The following is a 16,846-nucleotide window of genomic DNA, read 5'->3' as shown; positions in this document are numbered from 1 at the left end:
AAATGGCGTTACTGCCCGTTTCCGAAGCGAAGAACCGCCTGCTCGGCAAGGCCAATCCGATCGGCACGGTGGAGACGGTCGCGCTTGGCGAAGCGAACGGCCGCGTCCTTGCGACGGACCTCGTTGCCCGCCTCACCCAGCCTCCCTTCGAAGCATCTGCCATGGATGGCTATGCGCTCAAGGCTTCCGACGCACCGGCGATCGGGGCCGAACTGACCGTGATCGGTACCGCCGCCGCCGGCCACGCCTTCGAAGGCACGGTTGGCAGGGGCGAGACTGTGCGCATCTTCACCGGTGCGCCCCTACCGGAAGGTGCCGATTCCATCCTCATCCAGGAGGATGCCGAAAAGCTCGAAGGCGACCGCATCCGCACCAGGTTCGAAGTCATCAGGGGCCGGCATGTGCGCCCCCGCGGCCAGGATTTCGCCGAGGGCGAAACCGTGCTCCCGGCCGGTACGATGCTCGACTTCTCGCATCTGACGGTCGCTGCGGCCATGAACCACCCGGAGCTGTCCGTCTATCGCCGCCCTCGCGTCGCAGTCTTGGCGACGGGAGATGAGCTCGTCCCGCCCGGCGCCACGCCCGGGAACGCGCAGATCATCGCCTCCAACACCTTCGGCGTCTCCGCCCTGGTGCGCGACAATGGCGGCGAGGTCCTCGATCTCGGCATCGTCCGCGACCGGCCGGAGGATATCACCGCGGCTATCGACAAGGCCCGTGCGGCCAGGGCCGACGTGCTGGTGACCCTCGGCGGCGCCTCGGTTGGTGATCATGACCTGGTGCAATCGACGCTGAAAGCGGCCGGCATGGAGCTGGATTTCTGGCGCATCGCCATGCGGCCGGGCAAGCCGCTGATGGTCGGCGCGCTGGGCGAAATGCAGGTTCTCGGCCTGCCCGGCAATCCGGTGGCGAGCCTGGTCACCAGCCTGCTCTTCCTCGAACCGCTGATCCGCAAGCTCGCGCGCCTGCCGGAGAAGCGCAGGGAGGTGCAGGGCGTCGCGGCAAGCAAACTTCCCGCCAACGACCAGCGGCAGGATTATCTCCGCGCCAGGCTGACGAGGGACCGCGACGGCAATCTCGTCGCGGAGGCCTTCGTGAAGCAGGATTCGTCGATGATGAAGGTTTTTGCCCATTCCGACGGCCTCATCATCCGCCCGGCGCACGCGCCGGAACTGCCGGCCGGCGCCCCATGCCCGATCCTGCTTATCCGCCCTTGAGGTGATCCGAACCGCCCGCGGCCCGGTCTCTATCCGCGACCCGAACAGCCGCGACGAGACTATTCCTCGTCCTGCTCCCGCTCGCGCTCGGTCAGCACCCAGACATGACCGGCCGGATCGAAGATCGAGGCCACCTGGCGACCGTTCATGTCCGTCTGGATCCTGTCACGCGTCATGCCGCCGAATTGGAACGCCGCATCGACGACGCTTTCGACATCCGGCACCGTCAACTGGAAGATCGTGCTGACGGCGCCGTCGTTTTTCGGATGGTAAGGCCCCTGATAGGAAGGTGCTGACTCCCTTTCCGGATCGGATCCGCAGACGACGATGCCGATCGGTCCGAGCTGCAGCTCGATCATCGTCAGGCGCAGCATTTCATAGGAATTCGTTTCCGTGGCGCCGAAGACGTTCTTGTAGAATTCGGCCGTGTCGCGCTCGCGTCCCTGTGCCACGAACAGGCTCAAACTCAAGCTGAAATTACTACCCAACATCGTCCATGCTCACCCGTGATTCCCCGGCAGGATAAAGGAGTTATTGTGGTGGTGTCATGTCAGCCGTGGAGGCCTCCGGCCTTTAACGGACGCTATGCACCGGATTCGCCGCCGGGACCGGTATAACGCGCCCGTGGACGGATCAGATGTCCGCTCTCGACCTGCTCCATGGCATGCGCCAGCCAGCCGGTAGTGCGCGAAAGCGCAAAGATGACGAGAGGTGTGTCTTCCGGGAGCGAAAAAGTTGCGGCAAGCGATGCCAGTGCAAAATCGATATTGATCGGTTCGCCGAGCAGTTCCTCCCCCGCTTCGGCAAGCGAGGCGTAGAGTGGCGGCGTTTCGAAGCTCGCCATCAGTGCCCGTGCCCGTGGATCGCCATGCGGATAGAGCCGGTGACCGAAGGGCCTGACGACGCCTTCAGAGGACAGCATGCTGCGGATCGCCTCGCGCACACCGACCGACGCCGCCTTTTCCGCGAGCACCGCGACGCTGGTCCAGGCGCCGCCATGCCGCGGGCCTGTCAGCGTCGCAAGGCCGGAAAGCGTGGCAGCGGAGAGTGCGGCCCCCGACGACGCCGTCACGCGCGCCGCAAAGGCGGAAACGTTGAGTTCGTGTTCGGCCGCCAGCACCAGTGCCCTGCGGATCGGTTCGGCCGCATCGGGACGCTGCCAGCCGAGCGCCAGCCGCTCATGCAGGGGCAGCGGTTGCGGCCACGGCGCAAGCGCAATGGCGACGGTCGATAGCACGTCGGCTGCTTCGGCGCGCAGGATGAAGGGTTTCCGCCGCAGCGCCGGCAGGTCGTTCATCACCCGGGCGGCAAGCCCGGCAAAGGCCGCGGCCATGCGGGTGGAGCCGCTCTGCCCTGCCCTGCCTGCGGTGACGCGCACGCTTTCCGTATTCCAGAGAAGTGCTGCGACCTCTTCCAGCGTGGCATGTTCGCACAGTTCGGCGGCATCGCGGCCGCGATAGAAAAGCCGCTCGCTGGAAATCGTCGAGATTGTCGTCGGCAGGACCGGATCGCCCCAGCGGATCGCGTCCGCCGCCACCGCCGCCGATTGTCGCCGCCCGGCATGCCGTTCCGAAAGGCGCTTGACGTCGTCGGCTTGATAGAGGCTGCGGCGCGGATCGGCAGGATCCGCCTTCGCGCGGATGCGGCCGCGGCTGACATTGGCATAAAGCGTCTGCGGTTTGGTCCCGAGGCGGGAGAGAGCTTCTTCGGCGGTGATCCAGAGCATGTTCATATTGATCGATTACATCAAGATTGACGTCAATAAGACTAGGTCGGATCATCAAGCTCGTAAAGGAGAAACGCTCATGAAAAACAACGGACTTGAAGATGTCATTGCCGCCGAGACTCGGCTTTCGGACGTGGACGGAGAAGCGGGCCGCCTCGTCATTCGCGGCGTATCTCTCGACCTGCTTGTCGAGCGCGCGACCTATGAAGACGCCGCAGCGCTGCTCCTGGATGGCTTTCTGGAACATCCCGTCACCGCGGCCGATCTCAAGGCCCGCCTCGGCCAGGCCCGCGCCGAAGTTTTTGCGCATGTGCGCGCCGCAGATGCTGCGCTTCTGAACCTGCCGCCCGTCGATGCCATGCGCGCCCTGATCGCGCGATTGCCGGACGGCGAGGATTTCGAAACGACGCTTCGGCTGCTGGCCGCCCCCGCCGTCTTCCTGCCGGCCGTGCTGAGGCTCCAGAAGGGAGAGACGCCGGTGGCGCCCACCGCGTCGCTTTCCCAGTCCGCCGATATCCTCGCCATGCTGAACGCCAGCCTGCCGACGCGTGAACAGGCCGCAGCGCTGGACGCCTATCTGGTGACGATCGCGGATCACGGTCTCAACGCCTCGACCTTCGCCTCGCGCGTCGTCGCCTCGACCGGCGCCGGTCTCACGTCATCGGTGCTGGCTGCCATCAGCGCGCTCAAGGGGCCGTTGCATGGAGGGGCGCCGGGACCGGTGCTCGACATGCTGGATGCGATCGGCAGCGACGACAACGCCAAGGCCTGGCTCGGCCAGGCGCTTGATCGTGGCGAGCGGCTGATGGGGTTCGGGCACCGCATCTACCGCGTCCGCGATCCGCGCGCCGACGCGCTGAAAGGCGCATTGGGGCCCTTGGTCATGACCGGACAGGTGGACCCGGACCGCGTCCGGCTTGCCGAAGCCGTCGAGCAGGCGGCACTCGCCATCCTCAGGGAGCGCAAGCCTGACCGGCCGCTCGACGTCAATGTCGAGTTCTATACTGCCCTGCTGCTCGATGCGCTGAAATTTCCGCGGGCTGCCTTCACCGGCGTCTTTGCGATCGGCCGCACGGTCGGCTGGATCGCCCATGCCCGCGAACAGGCGCTGGAAGGCCGGCTGATCCGGCCCCGCTCGGTCTATGTCGGTCCCCTGCCCCAGGCGGCATGACGGGCGATCACATCTGGATGGACATGCCGCCGTCGACGGTCAGCACATGGCCGTTGACGAAGGAGCCGGCGTCGCTTGCCAGGAACAGCGCGGCGCCGGCGATCTCTTCGGGCCGGCCCCAGCGCTGCAGCGGCACGCGCTGGCGCATGAAAGCGATCATGTCGGGTTCCGCGGAAATCGCCGCATTGGTCTCGGTGGCGAACATGCCGGGCGCAATCGCGTTGCTAGTGACGCCGAATGGGCCGTATTCGACTGCCAGGCTTCGCACCAGACCGGTCAGGCCCTGTTTGGCGACGGGATAGATGGCATCGCCCGAACGGGCCATGTTGCCGATGATCGACGTGACCGAGATGAGACGTCCATGGCCCTGAGCCTTCATGATATCAGCGGCCTTGCGGGACAGTGCGATTGCCGAGAGCAGGTCAGTCTGGATCAGGTTGAGGATTTCGGCATCGCTGAATGCTGCAAACGAGCGCCGGTCGCGGGCACCGACATTGTTGATGAGAATATCCAGCCGGCCATGATCTGCGTGGAGCTTTGCGATCGCCTCGCGTCCGGCATCGAGATCTGCAACGTCGAAGGCGGCAGCGCTCGCCTTGCCGCCCGCACCCTTAATGGAAGCCACTGCCTGTTCGAGCATGTCGCCGGAGCGGCCGCTGAGCACGACATGCGTGCCGGCCTCCGCCAGAGCCTTCGCCATCTGCAGGCCGAGCCCTCGGCCGCTGCCGGTCACCAGCGCCACGCGCCCGATGAGGGAAAATCTGTCGAAAATGGTCATATCGCACCGCTGAAATGAAAAGAGCAATTCGGCGAAGCATAAGGGATGTTGAAGCATTCCCGCCAGTGCGAAAACAGAAGGTCTCCGCCTGACGGCAAAAAGGCAGGATGCGGGACCCTGCCTTTTTTGAATTTGCTCAGACGAGGCGGCTCTGTTCCAGGGCCGCTTCGATGAAGCTCGCAAACAGCGGATGCGGATCGAGTGGCCGGCTCTTCAGTTCCGGATGGTACTGCACGCCGATGAACCACGGATGGTCCGGATATTCGATCGTCTCCGGCAGCACGCCGTCCGGCGACATGCCCGAGAAGACCAGGCCGCAGTTTTCCAGCCGGTCCTTGTAGTCGACATTCACCTCGTAACGGTGGCGGTGACGCTCGGAAATATCGGTCGAGCCGTAGATTTCCGCGATCTTGGTTTCCTTCTTGAGCGCCGCCTTGTAGGCGCCGAGGCGCATCGTGCCGCCGAGGTCACCGGCGGCCGAGCGGATTTCGAGCTCGTTGCCCTTCACCCATTCGGTCATCAGGCCGACTACCGGCTCCTTGGAAGGGCCGAATTCCGTCGAGGATGCCTTCTCGATGCCGGCGAGATTGCGGGCGGCCTCGATGACGGCCATCTGCATGCCGAAGCAGATGCCGAAATACGGCACCTTGCGTTCGCGCGCGAAACGGGCCGCATTGATCTTGCCCTGCGAGCCGCGCTCGCCGAATCCGCCCGGTACCAGGATACCGTGAACCTTTTCGAGCCAGGGTGCCGGATCTTCCTTCTCGAAGATCTCCGACTCGATCCACTCGAGGTTGACCTTGACGTGGTTGGCGATGCCGCCGTGATGCAGCGCCTCGATCAGCGACTTGTAGGCATCCTTGAGGCCCGTGTACTTGCCGACGATCGCGATCGTCACTTCGCCTTCCGGGGTGCGGATGCGGTTGCAGACCTCCTCCCAGGCGTCGAGGCGCGGCTTGGGAGCCGGTTCGATGCCAAAGGCGGCGAGCACCTCACTGTCGAGGCCTTCCTTGTGGTAGGCCATCGGCACGTCGTAGATATTGGCGACGTCGAGCGCCTGGATGACCGCGGACGGGCGGACGTTGCAGAACAGCGACAGCTTGCGGCGTTCGGGCTCCGGGATTTCCCGGTCGGCGCGCACCAGCAGGATGTCGGGGGCGATCCCCATCGCCTGCAGCTCCTTGACGGAATGCTGGGTCGGCTTGGTCTTCAATTCGCCGGCCGCCGGAATGAACGGCATCAGGGTCAGGTGGAGATAGATCGCGGTGCCGCGCGGCAGGTCGTTACCGAGCTGGCGGATCGCTTCCATGAACGGCATCGCCTCGATGTCGCCGACCGTGCCGCCGATCTCGCAGATGACGAAATCATAGTCGTCATTGCCTTCGGTGACGAAATCCTTGATCTCGTTGGTAACGTGCGGGATCACCTGGACGGTCGCGCCGAGATAGTCGCCACGGCGTTCCTTGTCGATGATGTTCTTGTAGATGCGGCCCGTGGTGATGTTGTCGGTCTTCGTCGCCGAACGCCCCGTGAAGCGTTCGTAGTGACCGAGGTCGAGGTCGGTTTCCGCCCCGTCGTCGGTGACAAAAACCTCGCCGTGCTGCGTCGGGCTCATCGTGCCCGGGTCGACGTTGAGATAAGGATCGAGCTTTCTCAGCCGAACCCGGTAACCTCGTGCTTGTAACAAAGCTCCGAGTGCCGCGGCCGCAATTCCTTTTCCGAGGGAAGAAACCACGCCGCCAGTTATGAATACATATCGCGCCATGGGATTCACCGGATACCTTTTCATTGGTGATTCCGCCAGCCCAAATCGTCTGCTTTATAAAAACGGCTGTGGAATCTTCACAAAATAAAACCGGCAGGCTTTTGGCCTGCCGGAGCTTGAAACGTTGACCGAGCCTTATTGACCGGTCGGAACACCTGTCGGCGCAGCCGGAGCGGCAGGCGCCGAACCGGTCGCGGGGGCCGCAGGAGCGGGCGTTGCAGGGGCAGCACCGGTCGCCGGGGCTGCCGGAGCGGATGCGCCGGAACCGGACGGAACGCCGTTGCCTGCCGGAGCGGGTGCCGGTGCCGGGCCGAGCTGGTCGAGAATGCCGCCGCCGGTGCCCTGCTGGCTCTGCGGGATGCGGTTCAGGATGTCGCTCGGACGGGATTCGTACCGCGCGAGGATGCCGAGCGCCAGCGAAGTGATGAAGAACAGCGTCGCGAGGATGGCGGTCGTGCGGGTCAGCGCATTGGCGGTGCCGCGTGCCGACATGAAGCCGGAGCCGCCGCCGATGCCGAGCCCGCCGCCTTCGGAGCGCTGGATCAGCACGACGCCGACAAGCGCCAGCACGATCATGAGATGAATAACGATCAGAACGGTCTGCATGAATTAAAGATCCCTGCCCCTCGACGAGGCAATAGAAGAAGATTGGCGGCTCTTTACATGAGGCTCGCGTGCATTCCAAGCCCTTATCAAAAAGCTTTAGGCCGTCAGTCCCTCATAGACCCGATAGATGGCGAGAAAGTCCTCGGCTTTCAAGCTCGCGCCGCCAATCAGTGCGCCGTCGACATTCTCGACGCCCATCAACTCCCGGGCATTGCCGGGCTTGACCGAACCGCCATAGAGGATGCGCATCTGTCTGCCTTCATCGCCGAACCGCTGGACGAGTTCTGCCCGCATGAAGGCATGGGCGATTTCGATATCCTTGACGGTCGGCGTCAATCCGGTGCCGATCGCCCAGATCGGTTCATAGGCGACGACGGTGTTGGCAGCGTTTGCCGAGAGGGGCAGCGAGCCGAAAATCTGACGTTTCAGGATGTCGAGGGTCTGGTAAGCGTCGCGTTCGTCGCCGGTTTCGCCGATGCAGACGATCGCGGTCAGGTCGGCGGCATAGGCCGCCTCCGCCTTGGCGCGGACCAGATGATCGGTCTCCGCATGGTCAGCACGGCGCTCGGAATGTCCGACGATCACGTAAGTGCCGAAGCAGTCGGCGATCATCTCCGCAGAAATGTCGCCGGTATGGGCGCCGCTGAGGTTCTGGTGGCAATCCTGGCCGCCGATTTCGAGCGGACTGTCGGTCGCCAGGGCGGTTGCGACATAGAGCAGCGTCGCCGGCGGGCAGATCAGCGTATCGACCTTCTCTGACAACGGTCCGATCACGCCATCGGCAATCGTCTTGATTTCGGTCAGGAACTCGCGGGTGCCGTTCATCTTCCAGTTTCCGGCAACGAGCGGGCGCACATCAGGCGTCATAGGCAAATATTTCCTCTCCGTTCGGTTCCGACCAGCAAAACCGAGGCCTCCGTCTATTCGGGAAACTGTTTTTAGACATATCCTGCGTGAATTGGTATGCAAAAGACAGGTTTTGGTTCAGGACCTTAGTTAACGGCCGGCATTTCAGTGGCCGGTCAGGAGAAAATTCAGGACCTTCCGCCAATCAACCATCCGGATCGGCGTGCCGTGGCTGCCCGTCGCAAACAGCGTGAACCGGGTCGGGTAGCGTGCGGCCTTCAGCTTGCGATAGACCGCTTCCTGATCCTGCGACTTGTAGACGCTGTCGCTGCCGCCATGCGCGAAATAAATGGGAAGCTTGCGCTTTGCCAAAAGCGATTTCGGCAATTCCGGGTCCGGCGGACCGCCGAGCTGGGCCATGCCCTTCAGATACCGGACGGCCTGCTCGTCGCGGCTGATGCCCTGGCATATGAACCCGCCCATCGACGCGCAGGCGAGGATCACCGGCCGTCCGGACGACCGGTCGAACGCGTAGCGGATCAGCGCCGCGATATCGGCAACGCCTTGGTCGTCGAACGAGGTGACGCTCGGTGAATAATAGGTGCCGCCATTGCCGGTAGCGAGGTTCTTCAGGCGGTTGAAATTGCCGCCGAACGTATAGTCGTTGACGCCGAGCCGACGGTCACCGCCGCGGCCGTGGATGAAGATCACCGTGAAAGCGGCGCCGTCCACCTGTCCCACCCTGGTGACATCGAGCCGGCGCTCGGCCAGATTCAGCGTCTCGTTCTGCTGATAGCGCCTGACGCCCAGGGAAACATACTCGTCCTTGACGCGCCGTTCCGGCTCGCGGTCGCGGCCGTTGATGTCGCGCATTTCCTGGTAGTCGATCACCTCATAGGCGCCGCCGTCCAAGGATTTCAGCACCGTCATCTGGGAAAAAAGCTCATCCTTGAAAGGCTTTATCGGCCCCTCCTGCGCCGATGCCGCCGCGGCGCCGAAGGTTGCCATGACAGCAAGAAACGTGCCGAAAATGAAATGAACTGTGGACATGCTTTGTTTCATCCGGTTCCTTCAGCCTCGCAAGCTTGCCATGGCCCGATCGGCGCAGCATTGGTGAAAAACGACCGTTTCCATGCGGCATCGCGAAAAAGCCGGGTTTCTGGCAGAATCGCGAGTGATTCGAAACAGCACGAGATGGGTATGGCTTCCTCTTCCGCACCCCGACAGGTAGTACCGACGCAGCCAATGGATGACAATAACGACCTTTTTGCCGATTTGCCGGTGACAGCCAAGGCGGTCGCCGCCGAACCCGCGCCCGCCCTCAAGGCAGAGCCCTCGACACCGCGTCCGGCGCCGACGACATTGTCCGGCGACGACTACGGCGCCTCCTCGATCCGTGTGCTCGAGGGCCTCGAGCCGGTCCGCATGCGTCCCGGCATGTATATCGGCGGCACCGACGAAAAGGCGATGCACCACCTCTTCGCCGAGGTCATCGACAATTCGATGGACGAAGCGGTTGCAGGCCATGCGGACTTCATCGACGTACATCTCGATGCCGAGGGCTTCCTGACGGTCACCGACAACGGCCGCGGCATCCCCGTCGAGAATCACCCCCAGGTTCCGGGCAAATCGACGCTCGAAGTGATCATGACCAAGCTGCATGCGGGCGGTAAGTTCGACGGCAAGGCCTATGAGACATCCGGTGGTCTACACGGCGTCGGCGTTTCCGTCGTCAATGCGCTCTCCGATCTTCTCGAGGTGGAAGTCGCCCGCAATCGAAAACTCTATCGCCAGCGTTTTTCGCGCGGCATGCCGCAGGGCGGCCTGGAGGAACTCGGCGACGTCCATAACCGTCGCGGCACCAGGGTGCGCTTCCATCCCGACCCGCAGATCTTCGGCGACCATGCTAAATTCGATGCCGGCCGCATCTTCCGCATGGCACGCTCCAAGGCCTATCTGTTCGGCGGCGTCGAAATCCGCTGGAGCTGCGATCCGGGCATGGTTGCCGCCGGCGGCGACATTCCGGAAAAGGCGGTCTTCCACTTCCCCGGCGGCCTGAAGGATTATCTTTCCGCCACGCTCGGCAAGGACTTCACGGTGACGCGCGAGATCTTCGCCGGTCGCACCGAAAAGACGGGCGGCCACGGCGCCATGGAATGGGCGATCACCTGGTATGGCGGCGATCCGGAACTGCATTCCTATTGCAACACCATCCCGACGCCCGAGGGCGGCACGCATGAGGCGGGTCTGCGCATCGCGCTCACCAAGGGCCTCAAGAACTATGCGGACCTGACCCAGAACAAGCGTGCGAAGGACATCACCACCGATGACGTGATGATCTCGGCGGTAGGCATGCTCTCGGTCTTCATCCGCGAGCCGGAATTCGTCGGCCAGACCAAGGACAAGCTCGCGACCGTCGAAGCCCAGCGCATCGTCGAGAACATCCTGCGTGACCCCTTCGACCACTATCTTGCCGGCAACCCTGCCGAGGCCGCAAAGCTGCTCGAATGGGTGATCGAACGCGCTGAAGAGCGGCTGCGCCGCCGCAAGGAAAAGGAAGTCAACCGCAAGACGGCGGTGCGCAAGCTGCGCCTGCCCGGCAAGCTTGCCGACTGCTCGCAGAACACCGCCGAGGGTGCCGAACTCTTCATCGTCGAAGGGGACTCGGCAGGTGGCTCCGCCAAGCAGGGCCGCAACCGTGCCAACCAGGCCATTTTGCCCCTGCGCGGAAAGATCCTCAACGTCGGCAGCGCCAGCCGCGAAAAGCTGTCCGCCAACCAGCAGATCGCCGATCTCATCCAGGCGCTCGGCTGCGGCACGCGCACCAAATACCGCGAGGAAGACCTGCGTTACGAGCGCATCATCATCATGACCGATGCGGACGTCGATGGCGCCCATATCGCCTCGCTGCTGATCACCTTCTTCTACCAGGAAATGCCCGAACTCATCCGTGGCAACCATCTCTATCTGGCGGTGCCGCCGCTTTACGTCCTGCGCCAGGGCGGCAAGACCGTCTATGCCCGCGACGACGCCCACCGGGCGGAACTGATGGAAACGGTGTTCAAGGGCAAGAAGGTCGAGATCGGCCGCTTCAAAGGTCTTGGCGAGATGATGGCGGCGCAGCTGAAGGAAACCACGATGGATCCTGCCCATCGTACGCTGTTGCGCATCTCGATCGACGACGTGGATTTCGAAGGCACCCGCGAGGCCGTCGACAACCTGATGGGCACCAAGGCGGATGCCCGCTTCCGCTTCATCCAGGAGCGTGCCGCGTTTGCCGAAAACCTCGATATCTGAGCCGGGTTTCCGGCTCGGATATTCTCAGGGGCTCATATTTTCAAAGATTTTGGGCGGCCACGATCAGCAGGCCGCCGATCACGCCGATATTGGCGATCCAGCCATTGATCGCGCCGTCGCGCGGAACGCCGTCCTTGTTCCAGAAGTCGAGCATTGTCCACGAGGCGACGAGCGTGAAGGCGACAAGTCCAAGTGCCGCCCAGCCGGTGTAAAAACCGAAGATCACCATCAAGCCGGCAAACGCCTCGAAGATACTGCCGGTGATCAGAACTAGCCCCGGATGCGGTATGCCCCGCGCCGCCATCGGCGCGGTCACCGCGGGAAGGATGAAGAAATGCCGGACACCGGCCACCACGAAAAGGCCCCCGATGAGCACGCGTCCGAAGACCATCAGGAATTCCGGTGTGGTCATGGAAGTCAGCTCCGTTCCCCGAGCACCTTGGTAACCGCCCCGATCAACGCGGCCGCCTCATAAGGCTTGAGGACGACAGGTGCCGAAAAGCTTGCCGGGATGATCGACTTGTCGCTATAGCCGGTCGCGAAAATGAACGGAATGCCGCGGCGGATCAGCTCCTCGGCGATCGGCAGCGATGTGCCGGAGCCGAGATTGACGTCAAGGATCGCGACGTCGAACCTGAACTCCTTGAGCTTGCGGAACGCGTCGGCGACAGAGGGCGTCGTCGTCACCTTGTCGATGCCATGCTCGGCAAGCATCGCTTCCACGTCCGCGGCGATCAGCATCTGGTCCTCGACCAGCAGGAATTCGAGATCCTGAAGCCGCGGCGTAGCCGTGTCATCGCTGACGGCGCTGCTGCTCTCCTCGATTTCGACTTCCGCGAGCTCCTCATCGCCGTGGATGTGTTTCGACGGCACCACGAAGCGCGCCCTCACCCCTTCGGGCGGATATTCGATCTTTGCCTCGCCCTCCAGCTCGTAAGGCACGCTGCGGGTGATGAGGACGCTGCCAAAACCGACGCGTGACGGGAGGTTTACCGGTGGCCCGTCGTTCTCGGTCCACACGAGTTCGCAGTCGTGGTTGGCAAGCCGTCGCCACTCGACATCCAGCCGTCCGCCATTGACGGAGAGCGAGCCATATTTTGCCGCATTGGTCGACATCTCGTGCAAGACCAGCGCCATCACCGAAAAGGCGCGGCTGTCGAGCCATATGCGCGGACCCCTGAGCGTGACGTTGCGCGTTCCCTCCCTGTAAGGCTTCAGCTCCGCTTCCAGAAGATCGGACAGCACGCCGCCGTCGCCGCCGCGCACCACCTGGTCATGGGCGAAGGCAAGCGCCTGGATGCGCCCCTTGAGCGAGCCGACATAATCCTTGAGGCTGACGTCGGCGTCGACCGAGTGCCCGACCAGCGCCTTGATCACCGCAAGGATATTCTTGACCCGGTGGTTGAGCTCCTCGTTCAGCATCCGCTGGCGAACGTCCGCCTTGCCGCGTTCGTCGGCCAGCAACTCGTTGTGACGGAGGACCACCTCGACAAGCACGGCACGGATCGCGTCGGCGATCTCACGGTCGGCGTCAGTCCAGGGCTGGGCCTGCTGATGCACCATCTCCTTCCAGATGGCGAAACTCTTGCGGGGCGTCAGTCGGTCGCCGAGTGGCCCGGTTTCGTAGGATTTTTCAGGATTGCCCGCCCAGTCGAGCGTCTGCACCTTTTCGCGGCGGAAGAAGAACAAGTAGTCGCGCGGCCTCTGCGAAAGCGGGATGGCCAGCAGGCCGCAGATCGTGTCCGGAGAAATGGGCAGCCCCGGCAGATCCAACGAGAGCTGGAAGCTGGACCAGATCCTGCCGCCCGAGGCACCGCCGACAAGTTCGGCGAGCTCTGCTATCAGGTTCTGCGGCGGCACGGCCCCATCGCCGGTCCAAACGCCGTCGAGCAACAGGCCGACGCCGTCGCAGGTCAGCATCCGGCTGAATTCTCCAAGCGAACTGCGCAGCAGGCCGGTGATGTCCGCGTGGTGGGAGGCGGCCTGCAGGAAGCGGTCGAGCGACCGTCGCGCCTGACCCGCGGTCTCCATGAGCTGCTGCTGTCTCAATGCGCTCAGATGCAGCGAGAAGAACTCACCGAAGGTTTCCGCCGCCACCCGCTGCGGCATCGAGAGCACTTTCGGAGAATAATGGTGGCAGGCGATCAGGCCCCAGAGCTCGTCTTCCACTACGACCGAAATCGACATCGAAGCGGCGACGCCCATGTTGCGCAGATATTCGCAATGGACGGGCGAAACGCTGCGCAGGTGCGCGAAGGACAGATCGAGCGCCTCGCCTGTCTCGTCGGTTTCCGGCACGATCGGGATGCGCGGGTTGCTGGCGTCGGAAATCACCCGCACCGTGTTCTTGACGTAAAGCGCGCGGGCCTGTTTCGGGATGTCGCCTGCCGGGAAATACTGGCCCTTGAAGCTTTCGAGGTCGCGCCTCTTGTATTCGCTGACGACTTTTCCGGCGCCGTCCTCCTCGAAGCGATAGATCATCACCCGGTCGTAGCCGAGCATGGCATAGATCAGCCGCACCGAGCTTTCGATCAACCGGTCGAGGCTCGCGACGTTGCGGATGCGGCTGATCAGCATGCGCGCCACTTCGAGCGGCTGGTCGGAATCGGTCGAGGCCGGCTCGAACTCCAGGATCACCTTCGATTCAAAACGATGGATCGCGACGTCGAACGCGGCCCCTGAGGCAAACCTGAGGCCATGCCGAAGCGCGGGCCTCGCCGGGTTGTCGGAGGTGGCGAGCGCATTGCGCAATGTGTGAGCCGCCTCCCCGCCGACAATCTCCTCCAGCCGCCGGCCGTTGATGTCTCCCGTGATCGAAAGCATGTCCGCCACATTGGCGGAGTGTTGCACGATCTCCGCGCCGGCAGCGTCGCAAGCGATAAGGCATCCATGAGGTTGAATGCTGCCGGGGATATGGATCGGCTCTCGGTCGCAATTGCTAAGGTCGACCGCATCCCTGTGAGGCATGTTACAAGTCCCTGAAGACAGTCCGGCCAATACAATGGGGACAGCAGACGCTTCGGCATCCTTAAGGTTAGGAAAACGTCATCAAGAAGGTTTGCATCGTATTTCCGGCTCCGCCGGAAGGTGATTTCATATTTCTATCGCATCTGCCGTCTAGGGCAAGGAGTAAGCTTCCTTTTAATGGATGACGCATTAGTCTTGTACCGGCGGACCTCATAAGCCATATGATGGTGAAAACGAAAAAAGGAAATTCGGTGAGCGGAAATAACGATCGCAGAGGCCCGAAAGAGCCGCGCTGGCTTGGGCCGGTCGCACCGAGCAGGGTCGCGCTTATCCCGCCGATCTCCGCTGCTCGCTGGCTTCTCGTGCTCGTCGCCGCTGCCGGCATCTATTTCTTCCACGGATTCCTGGTTCCGGTTCTCGCCGCCCTGGTGATCGGCTTTGCCAGCTGGCCACTTTATCGCGAGCTGCTGCGCCGGACCGGCGGCAACACCACCATCGGCGCCTCGCTTGCGATCATCTTCATCCTGACCTTCCTGATCGTGCCGATCGGCATCGCGATCTCCTATACGATCGGCGAAGTGCGCCAGTGGATCATCTGGGCGGCCGAAGTGAACCGTTTCGGCGCGCCGCCACCCGCCTGGATCACCGGCCTTCCCTGGGTCGGCGAATGGCTGGGCATCCAGTGGGTCCAGCATGTCGGCTCGCCCGGTGCGGTCGGCGAACTGATCCAGATCGTCTCGGGCGCCAATATCGGCAATATCTACCGCGCCATCGTGGCGGCAGGCGACGGCGCCTTCCATCTGGTGCTGACGCTGCTCTTCATGCTGATCGCTCTGTTCTTCGTCTATCGCGACGGCGGCTCCTTCAGCGAGCAGATCGACCTTCTCGGCGAGCGCATCCTGCCGACCCGGTGGGAGCGCATCTCGCGCGTCGTTCCAAGGACGATCAGCTCCACGGTGACTGGTCAGACGCTGATTGCGATCGGCGAAGGCATAGTGCTCGGCATTGCCTACTGGATCGCCGGCGTCCCCTCGCCCGTCACCCTTGGCGTATTGACCGGCCTGATGGCGCTGATCCCCGGTGGCGCGCCGCTGTCTTTCACGCTGATCTCGTTTTATCTGGTTGCCAACGGCGCCTATGTCGCCGGCGGTGCGCTTTTCCTCTGGGGCACGGTCGAACTCTTCATCGTCGACAAGACGCTGCGGCCGCGCCTGGTCGGCGGTCCGATCAAGCTTCCCTTCCTGCCGACATTCTTCGGGCTCGTCGGCGGTGTCAGCACCATGGGTTTCCTCGGCCTGTTCATCGGCCCGGTCCTGATGGCGCTGCTGGTCTCGATCTGGCGCGAATGGATCCGGGAAGTGAAAATGGCCGATGTGACCGAGGTCGAATCGGCAGATCTGGCCAAAGGGCCAGCGACGTCCCCCGACCTTCCGCCCGATCTTCCCGTGGTCAGGAAAGTCTCTTCTCCATGAAGATGCTGAGCGGATCGGGCCGGTAGTTCGAGAACGGTCCGATCTCCGAAAAACCGCAGGCGCGATAAAGCCCGATCGCCTGCGGTTGATGGATGCCCGTTTCCAGCCGGATCGCCGAGAGACGAAGCTCGCGGCCGCGTTCCAGGATCGCATCCATCAGCCGCCTGCCGAGTTTCAGCCCTCGCGCGGCCTCATCGACGAACATCCGTTTGATCTCCCCGGTGCCGTCACCAGCCTCGACCAGCGCGCCGCAGCCCAAGATCGTGTCTCCATCGCGCGCCACGAAGAAGGAGACGCCTGGACCTTCGAGCGTCGCGACATCCACCATGTGATTGCTCTCGGTGGGATAGAGCGAGGCCGCATAGGCGTCGGAGAGTTGAAGAAGCTTCAGCACGCCCGCCTGGCGCGGCGGCTCAATCGCGATCGTGACGATCATTTCTGTCTCCTGGAGCTTTGCTAAAAGCATGGCTTAGCGGATGCGGCCGGCCTGCGAAACCTGCCTTGTTCGGGTCAAGATTGCTTGATCTAAGTCATCCACCACATTCCAGGGGACGACATGAATTCCGCACTGATTGTCATGACCATTCTCGGCTGCAACGACGCCGGAACGGACTGCCACTATATTGCCACTGCTGAAAATCGCTGGCCGAGCATCGAATTGTGCAATTCCGTGTCGGAGCAGCAGCTGTCCGGTTATGCCAACCAGCCCTATCCGATGCTTATCGCCGTTTGCCAGAAGCCGGAAGCCGCCGAGATCGCCAATGCGCCGGTGCCGCGGGCTCGACCCGAGACGCCGCCGCCCGCACCAGCCGGACAGCCGGCCGCGACGCTTGCTCAGGAACCGGTGACGCAGCAGGAGAAGGAAACGCTTGCGGGCCGCGCCATCCAGCGGGTCAAGACGGTGCTTCCGACCACCGAAGGGGTGAAAACGCTGATGACCAGTCCGGTGCGGCTGGTCGAGAACGGCTATTCCTGGGTCGCCAAGAGATTCGAGCGCTAAG

At 63.1% G+C, this 16,846-nt stretch carries 15 protein-coding genes; 5 read left to right on the top strand and 10 right to left on the bottom strand.

Annotated elements, in window-relative coordinates; all coding sequences use genetic code 11:
• Window positions 1-2 precede the first annotated feature (2 nt).
• Complete coding sequence (gene glp, locus C5J22_RS10585; protein WP_105438203.1) at window positions 3-1,217, top strand: gephyrin-like molybdotransferase Glp; 1,215 nt, start codon at window positions 3-5, stop codon at window positions 1,215-1,217.
• 59 nt (window positions 1,218-1,276) lie between these two features.
• Here glp and C5J22_RS10580 read toward each other — a convergent pair whose 3' ends face one another.
• Window positions 1,277-1,669 carry a VOC family protein gene (locus C5J22_RS10580; RefSeq protein WP_245440341.1) on the bottom strand — a complete coding sequence of 131 codons (393 nt, stop codon included), beginning with the start codon at window positions 1,667-1,669 and terminating at the stop codon, window positions 1,277-1,279.
• 131 nt (window positions 1,670-1,800) lie between these two features.
• Window positions 1,801-2,943, bottom strand: a complete 1,143-nt coding sequence (locus C5J22_RS10575) for a citrate synthase (protein WP_105438499.1) — start codon at window positions 2,941-2,943, stop codon at window positions 1,801-1,803.
• 79 nt (window positions 2,944-3,022) lie between these two features.
• On the opposite strand from C5J22_RS10575, the gene C5J22_RS10570 reads away from it, so the two are divergent.
• Window positions 3,023-4,114: a citrate synthase/methylcitrate synthase gene (locus C5J22_RS10570; protein WP_105438201.1), complete on the top strand. Its 1,092-nt coding sequence runs from the start codon at window positions 3,023-3,025 to the stop codon at window positions 4,112-4,114.
• A 7-nt stretch (window positions 4,115-4,121) separates the two neighbouring features.
• Here C5J22_RS10570 and C5J22_RS10565 read toward each other — a convergent pair whose 3' ends face one another.
• The 5 genes from C5J22_RS10565 to C5J22_RS10545 all read right to left on the bottom strand — a co-directional run bounded on the left by C5J22_RS10565 (window position 4,122) and on the right by C5J22_RS10545 (window position 9,159).
• Window positions 4,122-4,892, bottom strand: a complete 771-nt coding sequence (locus C5J22_RS10565; protein ID WP_105438498.1) for an SDR family oxidoreductase — start codon at window positions 4,890-4,892, stop codon at window positions 4,122-4,124.
• 136 nt (window positions 4,893-5,028) lie between these two features.
• Window positions 5,029-6,657 (bottom strand): CTP synthase, encoded by a 1,629-nt coding sequence (locus C5J22_RS10560; protein WP_046666901.1) that lies wholly within the window; start codon window positions 6,655-6,657, stop codon window positions 5,029-5,031.
• Window positions 6,658-6,792: 135 nt separating this feature from the next.
• A complete protein-coding gene (gene secG / locus C5J22_RS10555) occupies window positions 6,793-7,263 on the bottom strand; it encodes a preprotein translocase subunit SecG (protein ID WP_038543050.1) in 471 nt (156 codons plus the stop codon).
• Between the two features lie 96 nt (window positions 7,264-7,359).
• Window positions 7,360-8,130 (bottom strand): triose-phosphate isomerase, encoded by a 771-nt coding sequence (tpiA, locus tag C5J22_RS10550; protein WP_105404850.1) that lies wholly within the window; start codon window positions 8,128-8,130, stop codon window positions 7,360-7,362.
• Window positions 8,131-8,274: 144 nt separating this feature from the next.
• The gene (locus tag C5J22_RS10545; protein ID WP_371412594.1) at window positions 8,275-9,159 is read right to left on the bottom strand and encodes an alpha/beta hydrolase; all 885 of its coding nucleotides are present in this window, start codon (window positions 9,157-9,159) and stop codon (window positions 8,275-8,277) included.
• 195 nt (window positions 9,160-9,354) lie between these two features.
• On the opposite strand from C5J22_RS10545, the gene parE reads away from it, so the two are divergent.
• Window positions 9,355-11,406: a DNA topoisomerase IV subunit B gene (parE, locus tag C5J22_RS10540; RefSeq protein ID WP_105415836.1), complete on the top strand. Its 2,052-nt coding sequence runs from the start codon at window positions 9,355-9,357 to the stop codon at window positions 11,404-11,406.
• A 40-nt stretch (window positions 11,407-11,446) separates the two neighbouring features.
• Here parE and C5J22_RS10535 read toward each other — a convergent pair whose 3' ends face one another.
• A complete protein-coding gene (locus tag C5J22_RS10535; protein WP_105438198.1) occupies window positions 11,447-11,818 on the bottom strand; it encodes a DoxX family protein in 372 nt (123 codons plus the stop codon).
• A gap of 5 nt (window positions 11,819-11,823) precedes the next feature.
• Window positions 11,824-14,373, bottom strand: coding sequence for an HWE histidine kinase domain-containing protein (locus tag C5J22_RS10530; protein WP_105438197.1), 2,550 nt, complete (start codon window positions 14,371-14,373; stop codon window positions 11,824-11,826).
• Window positions 14,374-14,624: 251 nt separating this feature from the next.
• Between C5J22_RS10530 and C5J22_RS10525 the strand changes: the two genes are divergently transcribed.
• Complete coding sequence (locus tag C5J22_RS10525) at window positions 14,625-15,845, top strand: AI-2E family transporter (RefSeq protein ID WP_105438497.1); 1,221 nt, start codon at window positions 14,625-14,627, stop codon at window positions 15,843-15,845.
• Here the strand turns inward: C5J22_RS10525 and C5J22_RS10520 are convergent.
• On the bottom strand, window positions 15,823-16,281 hold the full coding sequence (locus tag C5J22_RS10520; protein ID WP_105438196.1) for a GNAT family N-acetyltransferase: 459 nt from the start codon (window positions 16,279-16,281) through the stop codon (window positions 15,823-15,825). The genes C5J22_RS10525 and C5J22_RS10520 overlap by 23 nt on opposite strands.
• Before the next feature lie 120 nt (window positions 16,282-16,401).
• On the opposite strand from C5J22_RS10520, the gene C5J22_RS10515 reads away from it, so the two are divergent.
• Complete coding sequence (locus C5J22_RS10515; protein ID WP_046626496.1) at window positions 16,402-16,845, top strand: hypothetical protein; 444 nt, start codon at window positions 16,402-16,404, stop codon at window positions 16,843-16,845.
• Window position 16,846 lies beyond the last annotated feature (1 nt).

It is taken from the genome of Neorhizobium sp. T25_13 (genome assembly GCF_002968675.1).
GTDB lineage: Bacteria > Pseudomonadota > Alphaproteobacteria > Rhizobiales > Rhizobiaceae > Neorhizobium > Neorhizobium tomejilense.
Note: the sequence above shows the minus strand (reverse complement) of the source record. Positions and strands in the feature narration are given on the sequence as shown.

Coding starts and splice junctions, on each gene's coding strand:
- C5J22_RS10565 (WP_105438498.1), bottom strand. CDS start 4,892: ATGACCATTTTCGACAGATTTTCCCTCATCGGGCGCGTGGCGCTGGTG.
- C5J22_RS10520 (WP_105438196.1), bottom strand. CDS start 16,281: ATGATCGTCACGATCGCGATTGAGCCGCCGCGCCAGGCGGGCGTGCTG.
- glp (WP_105438203.1), top strand. CDS start 3: ATGGCGTTACTGCCCGTTTCCGAAGCGAAGAACCGCCTGCTCGGCAAG.
- tpiA (WP_105404850.1), bottom strand. CDS start 8,130: ATGACGCCTGATGTGCGCCCGCTCGTTGCCGGAAACTGGAAGATGAAC.
- C5J22_RS10560 (WP_046666901.1), bottom strand. CDS start 6,657: ATGGCGCGATATGTATTCATAACTGGCGGCGTGGTTTCTTCCCTCGGA.
- C5J22_RS10530 (WP_105438197.1), bottom strand. CDS start 14,373: ATGCCTCACAGGGATGCGGTCGACCTTAGCAATTGCGACCGAGAGCCG.
- C5J22_RS10575 (WP_105438499.1), bottom strand. CDS start 2,943: ATGCTCTGGATCACCGCCGAAGAAGCTCTCTCCCGCCTCGGGACCAAA.
- secG (WP_038543050.1), bottom strand. CDS start 7,263: ATGCAGACCGTTCTGATCGTTATTCATCTCATGATCGTGCTGGCGCTT.
- C5J22_RS10515 (WP_046626496.1), top strand. CDS start 16,402: ATGAATTCCGCACTGATTGTCATGACCATTCTCGGCTGCAACGACGCC.
- C5J22_RS10545 (WP_371412594.1), bottom strand. CDS start 9,159: ATGTCCACAGTTCATTTCATTTTCGGCACGTTTCTTGCTGTCATGGCA.
- C5J22_RS10570 (WP_105438201.1), top strand. CDS start 3,023: ATGAAAAACAACGGACTTGAAGATGTCATTGCCGCCGAGACTCGGCTT.
- C5J22_RS10535 (WP_105438198.1), bottom strand. CDS start 11,818: ATGACCACACCGGAATTCCTGATGGTCTTCGGACGCGTGCTCATCGGG.
- parE (WP_105415836.1), top strand. CDS start 9,355: ATGGATGACAATAACGACCTTTTTGCCGATTTGCCGGTGACAGCCAAG.